Below are 19,639 nucleotides of genomic sequence, written 5' to 3'. Positions count from 1 at the left end.
CATGAACGCGCCGTACGACGGTGACCGCGGCCAGGCCGCGGGCAGCTCGGGCTACCCCGAGGGCCCGCCGCCCGAGCACGGCCAGGTACCGCCGCAGCCACCCGCGGACATGTACCTCCAGGACGCCTACGACCAGGACCCGTACCGGGCGCAGGACCTCGCCGCCCAGGACCCGGTCGCCGAGGCGCTCTACGACCGCGCCGCACACCCCCCGCCGCCCCCCGGCACGTACCAGCCGCAGCAGCCCCTGTACTCCCAGCCGCAGCAGTCGCCGTACGCCCCCGACCCCCGCGTGTGGGCCCAGACCCCGGCCCCCGAGCCGGACGGGGCAACCCAGTACCTGCCGTACGGCGACGACCCGCGCACGACCCAGTACGTGGGCGTGGACGACCTGGTCACGCACTCCGCCGAGGAGCACCACGAGCCGGACGCCTTCGCGCACCTGTTCCGGGACCAGCAGCAGGGCGGCGGCCGCCCGCCGTACGAGCCCCCGTCGGTACCGGGCCCCGCAGCGGAGCCCGGCCAGTACCAGCGGCCACAGGCGCCCACCCCGCCGCCGGCCGACGCGACCATGAACCTCGGCACCGCGCCCGTCCCTGCTGCGGCTCCGGCTGCTGCTGCGGCTTCGGCGGCTCCCTCGGCTCCCGCGAAGAAGGGCGGGAAGGCCGCGGGCCTGCTGAAGTCGAGCGCGGTGATGGCGGCGGGCACGATGGTGTCCCGGCTGACCGGGTTCATCCGGTCGGCGCTGATCGTGTCGGCCCTCGGTGTCGGTCTGCTCGGCGACACGTTCCAGGTCGCCTACCAGCTGCCGACGATGATCTACATCCTGACCGTCGGCGGCGGCCTGAACTCCGTCTTCGTACCGCAGCTCGTACGCGCGATGAAGGAGGACGAGGACGGCGGCGAGGCATACGCCAACCGGCTGCTGACGCTCGTCATGGTGGCGCTCGGCGTGCTCACGGCGCTTTCGATCTTCGCAGCGCCGTTGCTGATCCGACTGCTGTCCGACTCGGTCGCCAGCGACCCTGCCGCCAACGAGGTCGGCATCACCTTCGTCCAGTACTTCCTGCCCTCGATCTTCTTCATGGGCATCCACGTGGTGATGGGGCAGATCCTCAACGCGCGCGGGAAGTTCGGCGCGATGATGTGGACCCCGGTCCTGAACAACATCGTCATCATCGTGACGCTCGGCATGTTCATGTGGGTGTACGGCACCGCCGCCGACTCCGGCATGAAGGTCACGAACATCCCGCCGGAGGGCCAGCGACTCCTCGGCATCGGCGTTCTGCTCGGCCTCGTCGTCCAGGCCCTGGCGATGATCCCCTACCTGCGTGAGACCGGCTTCCGGCTGCGGCTGCGCTTCGACTGGAAGGGCCACGGCCTGGGCAAGGCCGTCACGCTCGCCAAGTGGACCGTGCTGTTCGTTCTCGCCAACCAGGCAGGCGCGATCGTCGTCTCCCAGCTGTCCACGGCGGCGGGCAAGGACTCGCCCGTCGACGGCACCGGTTTCGCCGCCTATGCCAACGCCCAGCTGATCTGGGGCCTTCCCCAGGCGATCATCACCGTGTCCCTGATGGCCGCCCTGCTGCCGCGCCTCTCCCGCTCCGCGGCCGAGGACGACGGCGGTGCCGTCCGCGACGACATCTCGCAGGGGCTGCGCACGACTGCCGTCGCGATCGTGCCGATCGCCTTCGGCTTCCTGGCCCTCGGCATCCCGATGTGCACGCTGATCTTCGGTTCCTCGGGCACCAGCGAGGCCACCAACATGGGGTACATGCTGATGGCCTTCGGCCTCGGCCTGATCCCGTACTCCGTGCAGTACGTCGTCCTGCGCGCGTTCTACGCCTACGAGGACACGCGCACGCCCTTCTACAACACGGTCATCGTGGCCGCGGTCAACGCGGCCGCCTCCGCCGCCTGCTTCTTCGTCCTCCCGTCCCGTTGGGCGGTGGTCGGTATGGCCGCCTCGTACGGTCTCGCTTACGCGATCGGTGTGGGCGTCGCCTGGAGCCGACTGCGCAAGCGTCTGGGCGGGGACCTGGACGGCGCCCGCGTGCTGCGGACGTACGCCAGGCTCTGCATCGCCTCGGTGCCCGCGGCGCTCCTGAGCGGCGCGGCCTGTTACGGCATCGGACACGCCCTCGGCCAGGGCGTCATCGGCTCCTTCGCAGCCCTGATCGTCGGCGGAGCCGTCCTGCTCGGGATCTTCTTCGTCTTCGCCCGCAAGATGCGTATCGAGGAGCTGAACTCGCTGGTCGGAATGGTCCGCGGGCGTCTGGGGCGCTGAGGCGGGGGTACGCGCACAACCATCGTCCGCCACCGTGTGTCGTGCATAGCGGCGGACTGTGGGCACAATTGGTTTCGGCGTCTCAAAGCGCGCAATGGATGGGGAGGCAGGAGCGACGGTGGCGGATCGGAGCACGGCTGCCGTCGACGTGGCAGACAACAGCGGCAACGAGTCGCTGACCGCACAGGCGGACCAGTCCACGGCCGACGGGGTGGTCAAGAATCGGGAGCGCGACACGGACACCGACGAGGCACAGGGGAGTGGCGGGACCGAGGGTCCCGGGAAGGCCTCACCGCCCGAACTGCACAGCGGCCACAAACTCGCCAGACGCTACCGCCTGGAGGAGTGCGTCACCCGTCTGGACGGTTTCAGCAGCTGGCGTGCGGTGGACGAGAAGCTGCGTCGCGCCGTCGGCGTCCACATCCTGCCCGCGGACCACTCACGGGCCCGTTCCGTACTGGCCGCGGCCCGTTCCTCCGCCCTGCTCGGCGACCCCCGCTTCGTCCAGGTCCTCGACGCCGTCGAGGAGAACGACCTGGTCTACGTCGTCCACGAGTGGCTGCCCGACGCCACCGAGATGACCACGCTCCTGTCCTCCGGGCCGCTGGAGCCGTACGAGGCCTACCAGATGGTCAGCCAGATCGCCGCCGCCATGGCCGCGGCGCATCGTGAGGGCCTCGCACATCTGCGGCTGAACCCCAACGCCGTCCTGCGCACCTCGACGGGCCAGTGGCGCATCCGCGGGCTCGCGGTGAACGCCGCGCTGCGCGGCATCAGCTCCGACACCCCGCAGCGCACCGACACAGAAGCAATCGGCGCGCTGCTGTACGCGACGCTCACCCAGCGCTGGCCGTACGAGAACGACGCCTACGGCCTGTCCGGGCTGCCCAAGGACATCGGTCTGATCGCTCCCGACCAGGTGCGGGCCGGCGTCCACCGCGGACTGTCCGAGCTCTCCATGCGCGCGCTCGCCAACGACGGCGCGACCGCCTCCCGCCACGAGTCGGCGTGCACCACGCCCGAGGAACTGGTGAAGGCGATCGGCGAGATGCCGCGCATCCGCCCGCCGGAGCCGGCGTTCACCGCCCCGCCGGAGTACCAGCGCACGACGTACCAGCAGGGCACGTACGGCCGCCAGTCCCCGCACCCCGGCGCCACCCAGCCGGTCCCGGCCCCGCCGCCCCCGCTGCAGAGCCGCACGGGAAGGGCCCTGAAGTGGGCCGTCTCGGCCCTCCTCATCGCCGCGCTCGGTCTCGGCAGCTGGCAGCTGGCAGACGCCCTCATGGACCGGGGCGGCAAGTCCGACGAGACGAACCAGACGCAGACGACGGACGGCGACGACAAGAACGCGAAGAAGCCGGCGAGCGGCAAGCCGATCGCCATTCAGGGCGCCCATGACTTCGACCCGTTCGGCAGCGACGGCTCGGAGAAGCCCGGAGATATAAGCAAGGTCTACGACAGCAGCCCCGGGACCTACTGGCAGACGGACTACTACCTGGGCGCCAAGTTCGGCAATCTCAAGACCGGCGTCGGCGTCATCCTTGACCTGGGCAAGGTTCAGAAGGTCGGGAAGGTCACCGTCTCCTTTGTGGGAGCCACGTCGGTGGAGCTTCGCGCCGCATCAGAAGACGCGGGTTCGGAGCCGACATCCTTCGACGACTACAGCAAGGTCGCCGCGGATTCGGGTACGAGCGTCACCCTCAAGCCGGGAGACGACCTCAAGTCCCGGTACCTTCTGGTCTGGTTGACCGAGCTCCCCGTGCAGGCGGACACAGGCGAGTACCGCGGCAGGGTGGTTGACATCAAGGTGACCAGCTGAGTTTGAAGGGGAGGGGGTCCGATGGCAGAAGGCACCGCATACGGCGACGTGAGCGATCAGGACCTCCTGGCCTGGCATGTGGAGGGCGACCCCAACGCCTTCGGTGAACTCGTGCGCCGGCATCGCGACCGGCTCTGGGCCGTGGCCCTGCGGACCCTGGGTGATCGCGAGGAGGCCGCTGACGCGGTGCAGGACGCCCTCGTCTCCGCCTACCGGGCCGCCCACACCTTCCGGGGCCAGTCGGCCGTCACGACCTGGCTGCACCGGATCACGGTGAACGCCTGTCTCGACCGGGCTCGTAAGGCGGCATCGAGGAAGACGTCTCCCGTCGACGACACGGAGCGCCTGGAGCAGTTGCTGGAGCCGCACGAGGAGGCGTCCGCTCCCGCCGAGCGCAATGATCTGCACCGGCAGTTGCTGGAGGCCCTCGGGACGCTGCCTCCCGATCAGCGGGCCGCCCTCGTCCTGGTGGACATGCAGGGGTATCCCGTCGCCGAGGCCGCTCGTGTCCTCGACGTGCCGACCGGCACGGTGAAGAGCCGCTGTGCGCGGGGCAGAGCCAGACTCCTGCCCCTGCTCACGCATCTGCGGCCGGAAAACGCCGGTGACGGCAGAGAAGCAGGCGAGGGGCGGAACCGGACGCAGGGGACATCCGTCCCACCGGCAGCGGGACCGCATGCCGGAGGTCCACGCGATACCGGGCCGAGTGATTCAGCTGCTGTGAAGGGCGGAGGTGGGCGAGCGTGACATCCACGACGGACGCGGCCGGGCACCCGGACGTCACCGAGATCTCCGACCTCACCGAGGGCCTGCTCTCCCCTACCCGCACCACAGAGGTGCGTCAGCATCTGGACGAGTGCGAGCTGTGCGCCGACGTCCACACGTCGCTGGAGGAGATCCGCGACCTGCTGGGGACGCTGCCCGGCCCTGCTCGGATGCCCGCCGATGTCGCGGGACGTATCGACGCCGCTCTGGCGGCCGAGGCCCTGCTCAATGCCACGACACCGACTGACGCGGAAGCGCCTGCGCTCGTCGGTGCCCCCCGCGTGCAGTCCGACGCGGACGGCAGCACTCATGTTTCACGTGAAACATCGCCGCCGGCAGATCGCCCCGCGGGCCGCGCCCGTACCTCGACCACGGGGCCGGGCCGCAAGGACCACGTCCGTCGGGGACGTCGCCGGGTCACCGTTCTGGGCACCGTCTTCACGGTGGCCGCCCTGGGGCTCGTTTCCCTGTTGCTCTCCTCTCTCAACGGAGACGAGGACAACCCTGAGGCCGACGGTCGACAGACGGCGTCCGTGGACACCTTCGCCGCGGGGACGCTGGAGAAGCAGGTCACCGATCTGCTCGCCCAGAACCAGAACAAGACGGATGGTTCGCGCACCCCGAACAGCAACCTCGGCGTGCAGTCCGACCCCAGCAGCGACGGTCCTCGCGTCTACACGAAGCCCACGGTGCCCGGCTGCGTCCAGGACAGCATCGGCAGCAACGATGCCGCTCTCGCGACCGAGAAGGGCATCTACAAGGGGACGGAGGCACTGCTCGTAGTACTGGCCGACCCTTCCGACAGCACCAAGGTCACCGCCTACATCGTGGACGCGACCTGCGTGGCCGACCCGTCCGTGGGCAAGGCCGAGATTCTGCTGACGGACACCTACACCCGCACCTCCTGAGCACCTGCTCAGGGCACGGACGCTTCGTCTCCGTTCTGCGCGGTATCCCGTACCGTGTCGCCCCACCGTGTGCCCGGACACAGTGGGAATGCGCGCCCCTTAGGATCCGTTGGGTGGGGTGAGAGTCCAGAAGGATGCCCCACCGGTCCGACGACGCAGTCCAGAGACGAGGAATCAAGCCGTGAGCGACGTCCGTAACGTGATCATCATCGGCTCCGGGCCCGCCGGCTACACGGCGGCGCTCTACACCGCGCGCGCGTCGCTGAAGCCGCTGGTGTTCGAAGGCGCTGTCACCGCGGGTGGCGCGCTGATGAACACCACCGAGGTGGAGAACTTCCCCGGCTTCCAGGACGGCATCATGGGCCCCGAGCTCATGGACAACATGCGCGGCCAGGCCGAGCGCTTCGGTGCCGAGCTCGTTCCGGACGACATCGTCTCCGTCGATCTGACCGGTGAGATCAAGACCGTCACCGACACCGCGGGCACGGTGCACCGCGCGAAGGCCATCATCGTCGCCACCGGCTCCCAGCACCGCAAGCTCGGTCTGCCGAACGAGGACGCCCTCTCCGGCCGCGGTGTCTCCTGGTGCGCCACCTGCGACGGCTTCTTCTTCAAGGACCAGGACATCGCCGTGATCGGCGGCGGCGACACCGCGATGGAGGAGGCCACCTTCCTCTCGCGCTTCGCCAAGTCGGTGACGATCGTCCACCGCCGGGACACGCTGCGCGCGTCCAAGGCGATGCAGGAGCGCGCCTTCGCCGACCCGAAGATCAAGTTCGTCTGGGACAGCGAGATCGCCGAAGTCCAGGGCGACCAGAAGCTCTCGGGTCTGAAGCTGCGCAACGTCAAGACCGGCGAGCTCTCCGACCTCGCGGTGACCGGCCTGTTCATCGCGATCGGCCACGACCCGCGCACCGAGCTCTTCAAGGGCCAGCTGGAGCTGGACGAGGAGGGTTACCTCAAGGTGAACGCGCCGTCCACCCGCACCAATGTGACCGGTGTCTTCGCTGCCGGCGACGTGGTCGACCACACGTACCGCCAGGCGATCACCGCAGCCGGCACCGGCTGCTCCTCTGCTCTCGACGCCGAGCGCTTCCTCGCCGCCCTCGCGGACGAAGAGAAGGCCGAGCCCGAGAAGACCGCTGTCTGACCCTCACCCGCCCCACGCAACAATCAGTTAAGGAGCCCGCCGTGGCCGGCACCCTGAAGAATGTGACCGACGACTCCTTCGAGCAGGACGTCCTCAAGAACGACAAGCCCGTCCTGGTGGACTTCTGGGCCGCTTGGTGCGGACCGTGCCGTCAGATCGCGCCGTCCCTTGAGGCCATTGCCGCCGAGTACGGCGACAAGATCGAGATCGTCAAGCTGAACATCGACGAGAACCCGGGTACGGCCGCCAAGTACGGCGTCATGTCCATCCCGACGCTGAACGTCTACCAGAACGGCGAGGTCGCCAAGACCATCGTCGGCGCCAAGCCGAAGGCCGCGATCGTCCGCGACCTTGAGGACTTCATCGCCGAGTGACGCCTCCCGTGAAACCGGAGCGACGTTTCACGTGAAACACGAAAGGGCCGACCCGCAAGGGTCGGCCCTTTCGGTGTCACAGGGGCCGCAGTACCGGTTCCTTCTGCACGGCGCCCAGCAGTCGGTCCAGCGCCATCTCCACGTCTTCCTTCCAGGAGAGCGTGGTGCGCAGCTCCAGCCTCAGCCTCGGATACGTGGGGTGGGGACGGACCGTCTTGAATCCCACCGCCAGAAGGTGATCGGCGGGCAGGACGCAGGCAGGCTCTTTCCAACGGGCGTCCCCGAAGGCCTCAATCGCCTTGAAGCCCCGCCGCAGCAGATCCTTGGCAACCGTCTGCACCATCACTCGGCCAAGTCCCTGCCCCTGATACCCGGGCAGGATGAACGCGGTCATCAACTGCACGGCGTCGGGTGAGACCGGACTCGTGGGGAATGCCGTGGAGCGAGGCACGTACGCCGGAGGCGCGTAGAGCACGAAGCCGACCGGGGCGTCATCGACGTACACCACCCGGCCGCAGGATCCCCAGTCCAGCAGGACCGCCGAGATCCAGGCCTCCTTCTCCAGAGCCGGAGTGCCGGCCTTTACCGCGGCCTGCCCGCGGACGGGATCCAGCTCCCAGAAGACACACGACCGACAGCGCTCGGGAAGGTCCGGAAGGTTGTCCAGCGTGAGCGGTACGAGCCGACGCCCCATGAAGGCTGTTCCTCGCTTCCTTCGCCCGCGGCGTCGCGGGCGGCCGTCAGGGCGCTCCGTTCCCTGAGCAGGCTGCCGACGAAACCGCCGACCGCGCCCAGGCCCAGGCCTGCGCTCACCAGTCCGGTCCGGCTCACCGTTCGCATGGCCCCCGCCTCCCCTAAGAGGTGCCGTCAGGTGGATGCGCCATACCCGAACGCATCGTATCCACGATGCGATTCCCTCGATACCGCCAGAAAGCAAAGGGCGGACCGTTTTCCGGTACACACCGGACACGGCCCGCCCTGAAGGTCCGCCGAGCGCAACGCCGGCCGACCCGGGACTCAGTCCTCCGAGTCCTCCACGTCGCCCTCCAGAAGGCTCTTCTGAAGGACCGGTCCCTCGCCGGGAGCGAGCGAGCTGAGGATTCGCTCAAGGTCCTCCATGGAGGCGAACTCCACGGTGATCTTGCCCTTCTTCTGCCCCAGGTCGACCTTCACCCGCGTCTCGAAACGGTCCGAGAGCCGCGTCGCGAGGTCGGTCAGCGCCGGGGACACCCGGGTGCCGGCCCGCGGACCCTTGGCACGCTGAGCCGTCTGCGGTCGCGAGCCCATCAGGGTCACGATCTCCTCGACAGCACGCACCGAGAGTCCCTCGGCCACGATCCGGTGAGCCAGTCGATCCTGTTCCTCGGAGTCGTCGACGGAGAGCAGCGCCCGGGCGTGCCCGGCGGAGAGCACCCCGGCGGCCACCCGGCGCTGGACCGCCGGCGAAAGCTTCAGCAGACGCAGGGTGTTGGAGACCTGCGGGCGGGACCGACCGATGCGGTCCGCCAGCTGGTCGTGCGTGCAGTTGAAGTCCTTCAGCAGCTGGTCGTAGGCGGCTGCCTCTTCCAGCGGGTTCAGCTGGGCGCGGTGCAGGTTCTCCAGGAGGGCGTCCAGGAGAAGCTTCTCGTCGTCCGTGGCCCGCACGATCGCCGGGATCGCCTCCAGGCCCGCCTCCCGGCAGGCCCGCCAGCGCCGCTCACCCATGATGAGCTCGTAGTGGGCGGGACCGAGCTGGCGTACGACGACCGGCTGGAGGAGACCGACCTCCTTGATGGAGGTGATGAGCTCCTGCAGCGCGTCCTCGTCGAAGACCTCACGCGGCTGGCGCGGGTTCGGCTTGATGTCGTCGAGGGGAATCTCGGCGAAGTGGGCGCCGATCGGAGGCGCGGGCACCTCCGCCGCGCCGTTCACCGACGGCTCCTCGGTTTCATGTGAAACAGGCGGCAGGGCGGTGACCTTCGCCGCGGCCACTCCGCGGTCGGTGGTCAGCACCGGGACAGCCGCCGGAGAGGCGGAGCCGGCGCCTGCCACCGCGGCCGGGGCCGCCGTGTTGTCCGCCGGTCCAGGGATCAGCGCGCCGAGGCCACGGCCCAGACCAATCCTCCGTCGCTCGCTCACTGGATGCCCTCCACCATGCTCGGGTCGCTCTGGGCGCCGATGTGGGCGTGCGTCGCGTCGTAGCGAACGCCAACACCCCTCAGCGCGATTTCTCGTGCCGCCTCAAGATAGGACAGGGCACCACTCGATCCGGGATCGTAGGTCAGCACCGTCTGTCCATAGCTCGGCGCCTCGGAGATACGGACCGAGCGGGGAATGCTCGTCCGCAGCACCTCGTCGCCGAAGTGGTTGCGCACCTCGTCCGCGACCTGGGACGCAAGGCGCGTCCGGCCGTCGTACATGGTGAGCAGGATCGTCGATACATGCAGGGTGGGGTTGAGGTGCCCCCGCACCAGGTCGACATTGCGCAGCAGCTGGCCCAGGCCCTCCAGCGCGTAGTACTCGCACTGGATCGGGATCAGGACCTCCTGCCCGGCCACCAGGGCGTTGACCGTCAGCAGACCGAGGGAGGGAGGGCAGTCGATCAGGATGTAGTCCAGCGGCTGCTCGTAGGCCTGGATCGCCCGCTGAAGCCGGCTCTCGCGCGCCACCAGGGACACCAGCTCGATCTCCGCACCGGCGAGATCGATCGTGGCGGGGGCGCAGAAGAGGCCTTCTACATCGGGAACGGGCTGGACGACTTCCGCGAGCGGCTTGCCCTCGACCAACACGTCGTAGATCGAGGGAACCTCGGCGTGATGGTCGATCCCCAGGGCTGTGGACGCATTGCCCTGCGGGTCGAGGTCGATCACCAGGACGCGGGCGCCGTGCAGGGCCAGCGAAGCGGCCAGGTTGACGGTCGTCGTCGTCTTGCCGACGCCGCCCTTCTGGTTCGCCACCACGATGAACCGGGTCTGCTCGGGCCGGGGCAGGCCCTCACCGGCACGGCCGAGAGCCTCTACCGCCAGTTGGGCAGCACGACCGATGGGAGTGTCGTCCATCGGGGGCGGTGTTTCACGTGAAACATCCTCCCCCATCGACTCGGTACGGGGACCGGGGACCGGATCGGTCATCGGTCCCGCGATGTTGGCGTCGGACCGCAAGGATTCACTCTCCTCGACTTCAGGCTCGCAATGAACAGAGCCTCCCATGTCTTCGGGGTCGTGAACCAGTGAGCCCTGGTGTTCTGTGGAGAAATCCACCTCTGTGGACAACTCCTTTGCCTCTCCGAGTGAACCGAGAGGCTTACGGTCGCGCGGTTCGGCCGCGGCGCGGCCACGGCTGATGATGCCGTGCAGCAGTGAGCGACGTTTCACGTGAAACACGATGCCGAGTGGCACCCGTCATCACCGCGCGACACTCCGAGATGCGTAGGTTTGGCAGCTTGTGTGGAGTACGTCTCGTCCTCAGGACAGATCAGCTCCGCCCGGCCGACGACACGTCAGCGTCGCCTGCGCGTCCGCCCCGTCCGAGCCGCCTTCGCACGCTTCGCGGCGAACCGCACACCACCGGGGCTCTCCCCGACCTCGACCCGCACGACCGTGGACAGGGGATCCACCACGCCCTCACCGACATGCAGGATGGACGTCTCCACGGCACCGAGCTTGCTCAGGGCGGTGGCGGCGCTCTTCAGCTCCTCCTCCGCGGTGTCGCCCTTCAGCGCGAGCATCTCGCCGTAGGGACGCAGCAGCGGAATGCCCCAGGTGGCCAGGCGGTCCAGCGGGGCCACGGCCCGCGCCGTCACCACATGGACGGGCGGCAGCTTGCCCATGACCTCCTCGGCACGGCCACGGACGACCGTCACATGGTCCAGGCCCAGCAGTTCGACGACCTCGGTCAGGAAGTTCGTACGCCGCAGCAGCGGCTCCAGCAGCGTGATCTTCAGGTCCTCCCGGACCAGCGCCAGCGGGATGCCGGGCAGGCCGGCGCCCGAGCCGACATCGCACACTGTCACCCCCTCGGGCACGACCTCCGAGAGCACGGCGCAGTTCAGTAGATGCCGCTCCCACAGTCGGGGCACCTCACGCGGGCCGATCAGACCGCGCTGCACACCCGCCTCAGCGAGCAGCTCCGCGTATCGGACCGCATCCGCGAAGCGATCACCGAACACCTCACGCGCCTGCTCGGGCGCGGGGGGAAGCTCCGCTGCCTCCGTCACGGGGGACCGTCCTTCCGTACCGTGTCGGCGCATTCGAGCGCCGACACCAGAACCACCAGAACTATCAGGCTGACAAAGTTCGGCCCCGCCTGCCGGGCAGACGGGGCCGGAGGAACGTACGGACCGATCAGGCAGGAAGCACGACGACGAAGCGCTGCGGCTCCTCGCCCTCGGACTCGCTGCGCAGACCAGCGGCCTTGACCGCGTCGTGCACGACCTTGCGCTCGAACGGCGTCATCGGCTTCAGCTTCACGGGCTCGCCGGTGTTCTTGACGTCGGCCGCGGCCTTCGCGCCCAGCTCGGAGAGCTCGGCACGCTTCTTGGCCCGGTAGCCGGCGATGTCCAGCATCAGCCGGCTGCGGTCGCCGGTCTCCCGGTGCACGGCCAGGCGCGTGAGCTCCTGGAGTGCCTCCAGCACCTCACCGTCACGGCCGACCAGCTTCTGCAGGTCGCGGCTGGCCGTGTCGCTGATGATCGACACAGCGGCGCGGTCGGCCTCGACGTCCATGTCGATGTCGCCGTCGAGATCAGCGATGTCGAGCAGACCTTCGAGGTAGTCCGCCGCGATCTCGCCCTCCTGCTCCAGGCGGGTCAGGGTGTCTGCACCCTCGGCAGCGGCGGAGGTGGTGCCTTCCGTCACGGGATGGACTCCTTCTTACTTCTTGGACGGGGACTTGGGCCGCTGCGGACCCTTGCGCTGTCCGGACTGGGCCTTGCTGCGGGTACCGCCGGCGGGCTTCTGGGCGGCCTTCTTGGCGGCGGGCTTGGCGTCCTCGGGCTCGTCCTCGGACTTCTTCAGCGAGGTGGGCTCGCCGGCCGCCTTCGCAGTGCCCGACTGGCGCTGGGACTTGGACTGCCGCTTGGGCTGCTGGCGCTTCGGAGCCGTGGTCGGCGTACCGTCCTCGGACTCCACCGCAACCGCCGTGTCACTCTTCGCCACGCTGCCGTCGGTCTGAGCCGCGAGACCGGCCTTGCTCAGGCCGTTGATGAACTTGCGCTCGTACTCGTTGCGGTCACGGCCCTTGGCGACGATGGCCTTGATGATGACGCGCTCACTGCGCTTGCGGGCCTTGCCGTGGTGCGTGACGTGCTTGGTCAGGCGCTCCAGGTACGCGGCCTGGGCCTTGGAACCCGGGGTCGGGTTGTTGTGGATCACGTACATCTGCTGGCCCATGGTCCACACGTTGGTGGTCAGCCAGTAGACGAGGACACCGACCGGGAAGTTGATGCCGAAGACGGCGAACATGATCGGGAAGACGTACATCAGCATCTTCTGCTGCTGCATGAACGGCGTCTTCACCGTGGTGTCGACGTTCTTCGTCATCAGCTGACGCTGCGTGTAGAACTGCGACGCCGACATCAGGATGATCATGACCGCGGTGACGACGCGGACGTCGGTGATCGTGGAGCCCAGCGCCTCGACCTTGGACGCGCTGTCCGTGAACTTCGCGGCGAGCGGAGCGCCGAAGATGTGCGCCTTCTGCGCGCTCTCCAGCAGCCCCTTGTCGATCACACCGATGGTGTCGTTCGACGCGATGCTGTTGAGCACGTGGTAGAGGGCGAAGAAGAACGGCGACTGCGCCAGGATGGGAAGGCACGAGGAGAGCGGGTTGGTACCCGTCTCCTTGTACAGCTTCATCATCTCTTCGGACTGACGCTGCTTGTCGTTCTTGTAGCGCTCCTGGATCTTCTTCATCTCGGGCTGCAGCGTCTGCATGGCCCGGGTCGCCTTGATCTGCTTCACGAAGAGCGGGATCAGGCAGATACGAATCAGGATCACCAGGGACACGATGGACAGGCCCCAGGCCCATCCGGTGTCTTCGCCGAAGAGGGCGCCGTACACCGTGTGGAACTGGACGATGACCCAGGAGACAGGTGTCGTGATGAAGCTGAAGAGGCTGGCAATCGTGTCCACTAATCATGCTCCTTGGGCATGGGACGGGGTCTCTGCGGCCGGGCTCGAAGAGACATCGCTCGAAGGCGCATTCTCATCGGTGGCCGTTTCGGCGGCGGAGGGCCCGCCCTTGCGTGCGCGCCATGCGTTGCGCAGCAGCTCGTGCCACCGCGGGCGCTTGCGCGGCGGAACATGGTCAACACCGCCCAGCGACCACGGGTTGCACCGCAGAATGCGCCAGGCCGTGAGTGCCGTGCCCTTGATGGCACCGTGCCGGTCGATGGCCGTGTAGCCGTAGTGGGAGCACGACGGGTAGTACTTGCAGACCGGCCCCAACAGCGGACTGATCGTCCACTGATAGATCTTGATCAGAGCCAGCAGCGGGTACTTCATCGCGCGCCCCCTCCCAGCAGCCGCTGCAGAGCGGCATCCAGGTCTCGGGCCAACTGTGCATGGTCGGCGTCACCCGCACCGGGCAGCGCTCGTACGACTACCAGGCTACCGGGGGGAAACAGTTCGACCCGGTCACGCATCAGATGGCGAAGCCTGCGCTTCACCTTGTTGCGTACGACCGCGCCGCCGACAGCCTTGCTCACGACGAAACCCGCACGCGTCGGGGGAGCGCTCTCCCCAGGCGCGTGCGGGTCCGTGGCACCGCTACGAAGGTGGACGACGAGAGTCGGGCGTCCGGCCCGGCGTCCTCGTCGTACCGCGGTCGCGAAGTCCTCGCGCCGCCTCAGCCGGTTCTCGGTGGGCAGCACGACGGCATGACCTGACCGGAATCAGGCGGACAGGCTGGCGCGACCCTTGGCACGACGGTTCGCGAGAATCGCGCGGCCGGCACGGGTACGCATCCGCAGGCGGAAGCCGTGGGTCTTCGCGCGACGACGGTTGTTCGGCTGGAAGGTGCGCTTGCTCACTCGGGGGCTCCAGAGATCAAATCGGTTTGGCGGGTGCCGTCCTGGCTGTCACCGTGCGCCCACGAGTAGCTCGCGTTACGCCCGAGTGCACCGCTTCCCGATCACCCAAAGCGATCTGTGCCCATCGGAGGCAGGCGGCAGCAGCCATCGACAACTCGACCTGGTTACGGTACGCGGGGCTACGCCATCCGGTCAAACCAGCGGCCACCGGGAGACACTATCCACAGGCTGGGGACAACAACTTGAACCGCACCCGTCGCCCTGACTACCGTGGCTGGACTCCGATTCGCCCGTCCCACCCGATTTGAATCCCGACCCGTCCCACAACCACACGTTCGTGGGACCCGTGAGAGAGCGTGCCCTGTGGCTGACGTACCTGCCGATCTTGCCGCAGTGTGGCCACGAGTACTGGAGCAGCTCCTCGGCGAGGGCCGTGGACAGGGTGTCGAGGCGAAGGACGAGCACTGGATCCGGCGCTGCCAGCCGCTCGCGCTCGTGGCGGACACCGCCCTGCTCGCCGTACCGAACGAATTCGCGAAGGGCGTACTGGAGGGCCGTCTCGCGCCGATCGTCAGCGACACGCTGAGCCGCGAGTGCGGCCGCCCGATCCGCATCGCGATCACCGTCGACGACTCGGCGGGCGAGCCCCCGGCCCCGCCGGCCCCCGCCCGCCCCCAACCGCGCTACGAGGAGCCCGAGCTCCCCTCCGGCCAGTACGAGGGCTACGGCCGCCACCGCGGCGCCGACGGCGACGCCTACCCGGCCCGCCCCGAGAGCAACGACCCGCTCCCGACGGCCCGCCCCGCCTACCCCTCGGAGTACCAGCGCCCCGAGCCCGGCGCCTGGCCACGCCCGTCGCAGGACGAGTACAGCTGGCAGCAGCAGCGCCTCGGCTTCCCGGAGCGCGACCCCTACGCGTCGCCCTCCCAGGAGACCTACGGCCAGGACTCCTACAACCAGCCGTCGCAGGACTACCGCCCGCAGTCGATGGAGCGCCCGTCCTACGACGACCGGCGCCCCGACTACGACAAGCCGCGCGGCGACTACGACCAGGGCCGACCCGACTACGACCAGGGCCGGACCGACTACGACAAGCCCCGCCCGGACTACGACCAGCGCGACGCCCGCCGGGAGCTGCCCGAGCCGGGTCCCGGCGCCGGTCATGTGCACCGCGGCGGCCCGGCCGGCTCCTCGCTGGGCGCCTCCAGCGGCGCCCCCGGCCCGCTGGCCGCGAAGCCCGCGCCGGCGACCGGTCCCGGCGAGCCGACCGCGCGCCTGAACCCGAAGTACCTCTTCGACACGTTCGTCATCGGCGCCTCCAACCGCTTCGCGCACGCGGCCGCGGTCGCCGTCGCCGAGGCGCCCGCGAAGGCGTACAACCCCCTCTTCATCTATGGGGAGTCGGGACTCGGCAAGACCCACCTGCTGCACGCGATCGGGCACTACGCCCGCAGCCTGTACCCCGGCACGCGCGTGCGGTACGTGAGCTCCGAGGAGTTCACCAACGAGTTCATCAACTCCATCCGCGACGGCAAGGGCGACAGCTTCCGCAAGCGGTACCGCGAGATGGACATCCTGCTCGTCGACGACATCCAGTTCCTCGCGGACAAGGAGTCGACGCAGGAGGAGTTCTTCCACACCTTCAATACGCTCCACAACGCGAACAAGCAGATCGTGCTGTCCTCCGACCGGCCGCCCAAGCAGCTGGTGACGCTGGAGGACCGGCTGCGGAACCGTTTCGAGTGGGGTCTGATCACCGACGTCCAGCCGCCCGAGCTGGAGACGCGTATCGCGATCCTGCGCAAGAAGGCGGTCCAGGAGCAGCTCAACGCCCCGCCGGAGGTGCTGGAGTTCATCGCCTCCCGGATCTCGCGCAACATCCGCGAGCTGGAGGGGGCGCTGATCCGGGTCACGGCGTTCGCCTCGCTCAACCGGCAGCCGGTGGACCTCGGCCTCACCGAGATCGTCCTCAAGGACCTGATCCCCGGCGGCGAGGACTCGGCCCCCGAGATCACCTCCACGGCCATCATGGGCGCGACCGCCGACTACTTCGGCCTCACGGTCGAGGACCTGTGCGGCACCTCGCGCGGGCGGGCCCTCGTCACGGCCCGCCAGATCGCCATGTACCTGTGCCGCGAGCTGACGGACCTGTCGCTGCCGAAGATCGGCGCGCTGTTCGGCGGCCGCGACCACACGACCGTCATGCACGCGGACCGGAAGATCCGCAATCTGATGGCCGAGCGGCGCTCCATCTACAACCAGGTGACGGAGCTGACGAACCGCATCAAGAACGGCTGACAGCCGCCGAGTTACGTCGTCCAGGGCGCCCTCCGGAGGAGATCCGGGGGGCGCCCTTCGTCATGCCGGAGCTCGGTGCGGGTCACCCGGTGTTCGAATAGTCGCCGGGTTACGGCCACTCTCCACAGATTCGGTGACTTTCTTCCGTCCACATCCTGGGGACTGCGGAGTTGTCCAGATCGTGTCCACAGGCGGTGCTGTTGAAGGACCATCAGGCCAGTTCAGGCGCCTGTGGATTCGTGGACGAAGGATCTCCACAGACTGTGGACAGAGCGAAGATCCACAGGCTGGGGACGGAGTTGTCCACCGGCAACCCACAGGATGAGGCCGGTTGTCCCCAGCGATCCCCAGCTTCTCCACATCGCTGTCCACTGTTCGGCAACGCGACGCACCTGATCACCGAGTCGAGTGAAAGGCGTCACACAAAGGTGCCGGGTTGGGCTGTGGGAAAGGTGGGTAAAGCTGGGGACGGCGTTGGGGAGAACTCCCCTCAGGCTGTGCATGGGGTGTGCAGAACTTTCTGTTCTCCACAGAAACGCCCGGTTGTCCACCGCCTCCACCCACAGGCCCCGTGGACAAAATTCCCGCTCTGAGCTGGGCAAACGCGGTTATCCACGGTATCCACAGCCCCTACTACTACTCCCAACTAGAGAGAGCTGGGAATTCGTTTCGAAGGGGGTCCTGTGCACAACTCGCTGTCCGGCCGCCGACTGCCCCTCGTCACGACTTGACCCCGAGAGGCACCTACTGTCAGTGCCGTGCGTCAGACTGTTCCCCGGTGTCCTTCCCGTCACAGGAACCGCTGACACAGGAACGGCGACACCGAGACAGACGACGAAGCCAGGCAGGGCGAGAAGCGCCGGCAACAGCAGGAGGCGGCAACAGTGAAGATCCGGGTGGAACGCGACGTACTCGCGGAGGCCGTGGCCTGGGCGGCGCGCAGCCTCCCGGCCCGCCCGCCGGCGCCTGTCCTCGCCGGCCTCCTGCTGAAGGCCGAGGACGGCCAGCTGAGCCTGTCCAGCTTCGACTACGAGGTGTCCGCGCGCGTGTCCGTGGATGCCGAGGTCGAGGAGGAGGGCACGGTGCTGGTCTCCGGCCGACTGCTCGCCGACATCTCCCGCGCCCTCCCCAACCGCCCGGTGGAGATTTCCACAGACGGTGTACGGGCGACCGTGGTCTGCGGCTCCTCGCGATTCACACTCCACACCCTGCCTGTGGAGGAGTACCCGGCCCTGCCGCAGATGCCGACCGCGACCGGCACCGTCCCCGGTGAGGTCTTCGCCTCGGCGGCCTCCCAGGTCGCCATCGCCGCAGGCCGTGACGACACGCTGCCCGTGCTCACCGGTGTGCGCATCGAGATCGAGGGCGACAAGGTCACCCTGGCCTCCACCGACCGCTACCGCTTCGCGGTCCGCGAGTTCCTGTGGAAGCCGGAGAACCCGGACGCCTCCGCGGTCGCTCTGGTGCCTGCCAAGACGCTCCTGGACACCGCCAAGGCCCTCACCAGCGGCGACAGTGTGACGCTGGCGCTGTCCGGTTCGGGTGCCGGCGAAGGGCTCATCGGCTTCGAGGGCGCCGGTCGTCGTACGACGACCCGCCTGCTGGAGGGCGACCTGCCGAAGTACCGCACGCTGTTCCCGACGGAGTTCAACTCCGTCGCCGTGATCGAGACCGCCCCCTTCGTGGAGGCCGTCAAGCGTGTGGCCCTGGTCGCCGAGCGGAACACGCCGGTGCGGCTCAGCTTCGAGCAGGGCGTGCTGATCCTGGAGGCCGGTTCCAGCGACGACGCACAGGCTGTGGAAAGGGTCGACGCCCAGCTGGAGGGCGACGACATCTCGATCGCCTTCAACCCGACATTCCTGCTGGACGGCCTGAGCGCGATCGACTCGCCGGTGGCGCAGCTGTCGTTCACGACGTCCACCAAGCCCGCGCTGCTGAGCGGCAAGCCGGCGCTGGACGCCGAGGCGGACGACGCCTACAAGTACCTGATCATGCCGGTCCGCCTGAGCGGCTGACGGCAACACCGCAGGTCGGGGCATACGTTTGAGCGCGTATGCCCACAGGTGTGCGTGACCGTCCGGGTTTAGGCTCGGACGTAGGTACCAAGGTGCCACTCACGCCACAGCAACCTAAGGAACAACTGATGGAGCTCGGTCTCGTCGGCCTCGGCAAGATGGGCGGCAACATGCGCGAGCGGATTCGCCGCGCAGGCCACACCGTCATCGGATACGACCGCAACCCGGACCTCGCCGATGTCCACAGCCTGGAAGAGCTTGTGGGCAAGCTCAAGGGCCCGCGGGTGGTCTGGGTGATGGTTCCGGCCGGTGGCCCGACCCAGTCGACCGTCGACGAGCTCGCCGAACTCCTGGAGCCGGGTGACGTCGTCGTGGACGGCGGGAACTCGCGTTGGACGGACGACGAGAAGCACGCCGAGGAGCTGGCCGCCAAGGGCATCGGCTTTGTCGACTGCGGTGTCTCCGGCGGTGTGTGGGGCCTGGAGAACGGCTACGCGCTGATGTACGGCGGCGACGCCGAGAACGTCGCCAAGGTGCAGCCGATCTTCGACGCGCTCAAGCCCGAGGGCGACCTCGGTGCGGTGCACGCCGGCAAGGTGGGCGCGGGCCACTTCGCGAAGATGGTCCACAACGGCATCGAGTACGCGATGATGCAGGCCTACGCCGAGGGCTGGGAGCTGCTGGAGAAGGTCGACTCCGTCACCGATGTGCGCGAGGTCTTCCGTTCCTGGCAGGAGGGCACGGTCATCCGCTCCTGGCTGCTGGACCTGGCGGTCAACGCCCTCGACGAGGACGAGCACCTGGACAAGCTGCGCGGTTATGCACAGGACTCCGGCGAGGGCCGCTGGACTGTGGAAGCCGCCATCGACAACGCGGTACCGCTGCCGGCGATCACCGCGTCCCTGTTCGCGCGGTTCGCGTCCCGCCAGGAGGACTCCCCGCAGATGAAGATGATCGCGGCGCTGCGGAACCAGTTCGGCGGCCACGCGGTCGAGAAGAAGTAAGCAACACCAG

At 68.4% G+C, this 19,639-nt stretch carries 18 protein-coding genes; 9 read left to right on the top strand and 9 right to left on the bottom strand.

Annotated features, from left to right (window positions below; genetic code table 11):
• The first annotated feature begins 1 nt into the window (after position 1).
• The 6 genes from murJ to trxA all read left to right on the top strand — a co-directional run bounded on the left by murJ (position 2) and on the right by trxA (position 7,303).
• Positions 2-2,287, top strand: coding sequence for a murein biosynthesis integral membrane protein MurJ (gene murJ / locus AB0Q90_RS15395; protein WP_363162842.1), 2,286 nt, complete (start codon positions 2-4; stop codon positions 2,285-2,287).
• Positions 2,288-2,405: 118 nt separating this feature from the next.
• The gene (locus tag AB0Q90_RS15390; RefSeq protein WP_363162841.1) at positions 2,406-4,106 is read left to right on the top strand and encodes a protein kinase family protein; all 1,701 of its coding nucleotides are present in this window, start codon (positions 2,406-2,408) and stop codon (positions 4,104-4,106) included.
• Between the two features lie 21 nt (positions 4,107-4,127).
• Positions 4,128-4,853 (top strand): RNA polymerase sigma factor SigM, encoded by a 726-nt coding sequence (gene sigM, locus AB0Q90_RS15385; protein ID WP_363162840.1) that lies wholly within the window; start codon positions 4,128-4,130, stop codon positions 4,851-4,853.
• Positions 4,850-5,779: a hypothetical protein gene (locus tag AB0Q90_RS15380; protein ID WP_363162839.1), complete on the top strand. Its 930-nt coding sequence runs from the start codon at positions 4,850-4,852 to the stop codon at positions 5,777-5,779. Before sigM ends, AB0Q90_RS15380 begins: the two co-directional genes overlap by 4 nt.
• 181 nt (positions 5,780-5,960) lie before the next feature.
• Positions 5,961-6,929, top strand: coding sequence for a thioredoxin-disulfide reductase (gene trxB / locus AB0Q90_RS15375; protein ID WP_363162838.1), 969 nt, complete (start codon positions 5,961-5,963; stop codon positions 6,927-6,929).
• A gap of 41 nt (positions 6,930-6,970) precedes the next feature.
• Positions 6,971-7,303, top strand: coding sequence for a thioredoxin (gene trxA / locus AB0Q90_RS15370; RefSeq protein ID WP_133928024.1), 333 nt, complete (start codon positions 6,971-6,973; stop codon positions 7,301-7,303).
• 76 nt (positions 7,304-7,379) lie between these two features.
• Here trxA and AB0Q90_RS15365 read toward each other — a convergent pair whose 3' ends face one another.
• The 9 genes from AB0Q90_RS15365 to rpmH all read right to left on the bottom strand — a co-directional run bounded on the left by AB0Q90_RS15365 (position 7,380) and on the right by rpmH (position 14,312).
• Positions 7,380-7,997 (bottom strand): GNAT family N-acetyltransferase, encoded by a 618-nt coding sequence (locus AB0Q90_RS15365; RefSeq protein WP_363162837.1) that lies wholly within the window; start codon positions 7,995-7,997, stop codon positions 7,380-7,382.
• A 323-nt stretch (positions 7,998-8,320) separates the two neighbouring features.
• Positions 8,321-9,421, bottom strand: coding sequence for a ParB/RepB/Spo0J family partition protein (locus tag AB0Q90_RS15360; RefSeq protein ID WP_363162836.1), 1,101 nt, complete (start codon positions 9,419-9,421; stop codon positions 8,321-8,323).
• Positions 9,418-10,491, bottom strand: coding sequence for a ParA family protein (locus AB0Q90_RS15355; protein ID WP_363162863.1), 1,074 nt, complete (start codon positions 10,489-10,491; stop codon positions 9,418-9,420). The genes AB0Q90_RS15360 and AB0Q90_RS15355 overlap by 4 nt, the downstream gene beginning before the upstream one ends.
• 290 nt (positions 10,492-10,781) lie before the next feature.
• Complete coding sequence (rsmG, locus tag AB0Q90_RS15350; protein ID WP_363162835.1) at positions 10,782-11,498, bottom strand: 16S rRNA (guanine(527)-N(7))-methyltransferase RsmG; 717 nt, start codon at positions 11,496-11,498, stop codon at positions 10,782-10,784.
• 127 nt (positions 11,499-11,625) lie between these two features.
• The gene (locus AB0Q90_RS15345; RefSeq protein ID WP_363162834.1) at positions 11,626-12,138 is read right to left on the bottom strand and encodes a R3H domain-containing nucleic acid-binding protein; all 513 of its coding nucleotides are present in this window, start codon (positions 12,136-12,138) and stop codon (positions 11,626-11,628) included.
• 15 nt (positions 12,139-12,153) lie between these two features.
• Positions 12,154-13,413 carry a membrane protein insertase YidC gene (yidC, locus tag AB0Q90_RS15340; RefSeq protein WP_363162833.1) on the bottom strand — a complete coding sequence of 420 codons (1,260 nt, stop codon included), beginning with the start codon at positions 13,411-13,413 and terminating at the stop codon, positions 12,154-12,156.
• Positions 13,414-13,416: 3 nt separating this feature from the next.
• Positions 13,417-13,785, bottom strand: a complete 369-nt coding sequence (yidD, locus tag AB0Q90_RS15335; RefSeq protein WP_363162832.1) for a membrane protein insertion efficiency factor YidD — start codon at positions 13,783-13,785, stop codon at positions 13,417-13,419.
• Positions 13,782-14,153, bottom strand: a complete 372-nt coding sequence (gene rnpA, locus AB0Q90_RS15330) for a ribonuclease P protein component (protein ID WP_363162831.1) — start codon at positions 14,151-14,153, stop codon at positions 13,782-13,784. The genes yidD and rnpA overlap by 4 nt, the downstream gene beginning before the upstream one ends.
• 21 nt (positions 14,154-14,174) lie before the next feature.
• The gene (rpmH, locus tag AB0Q90_RS15325) at positions 14,175-14,312 is read right to left on the bottom strand and encodes a 50S ribosomal protein L34 (protein ID WP_015659252.1); all 138 of its coding nucleotides are present in this window, start codon (positions 14,310-14,312) and stop codon (positions 14,175-14,177) included.
• Between the two features lie 363 nt (positions 14,313-14,675).
• Between rpmH and dnaA the strand changes: the two genes are divergently transcribed.
• The 3 genes from dnaA to gnd all read left to right on the top strand — a co-directional run bounded on the left by dnaA (position 14,676) and on the right by gnd (position 19,629).
• Complete coding sequence (dnaA, locus tag AB0Q90_RS15320; protein WP_363162830.1) at positions 14,676-16,610, top strand: chromosomal replication initiator protein DnaA; 1,935 nt, start codon at positions 14,676-14,678, stop codon at positions 16,608-16,610.
• Between the two features lie 884 nt (positions 16,611-17,494).
• Positions 17,495-18,625, top strand: a complete 1,131-nt coding sequence (gene dnaN, locus AB0Q90_RS15315) for a DNA polymerase III subunit beta (RefSeq protein WP_363162829.1) — start codon at positions 17,495-17,497, stop codon at positions 18,623-18,625.
• A 128-nt stretch (positions 18,626-18,753) separates the two neighbouring features.
• Positions 18,754-19,629, top strand: a complete 876-nt coding sequence (gnd, locus tag AB0Q90_RS15310; RefSeq protein ID WP_363162828.1) for a phosphogluconate dehydrogenase (NAD(+)-dependent, decarboxylating) — start codon at positions 18,754-18,756, stop codon at positions 19,627-19,629.
• Positions 19,630-19,639 lie beyond the last annotated feature (10 nt).

Origin of the sequence: Streptomyces sp. NPDC079141, assembly GCF_040686775.1 — a bacterium.
GTDB lineage: Bacteria > Actinomycetota > Actinomycetes > Streptomycetales > Streptomycetaceae > Streptomyces.
The sequence above is the reverse complement of the archived record's forward strand: the minus strand, read 5'-3'. Positions and strand labels throughout refer to the sequence as shown.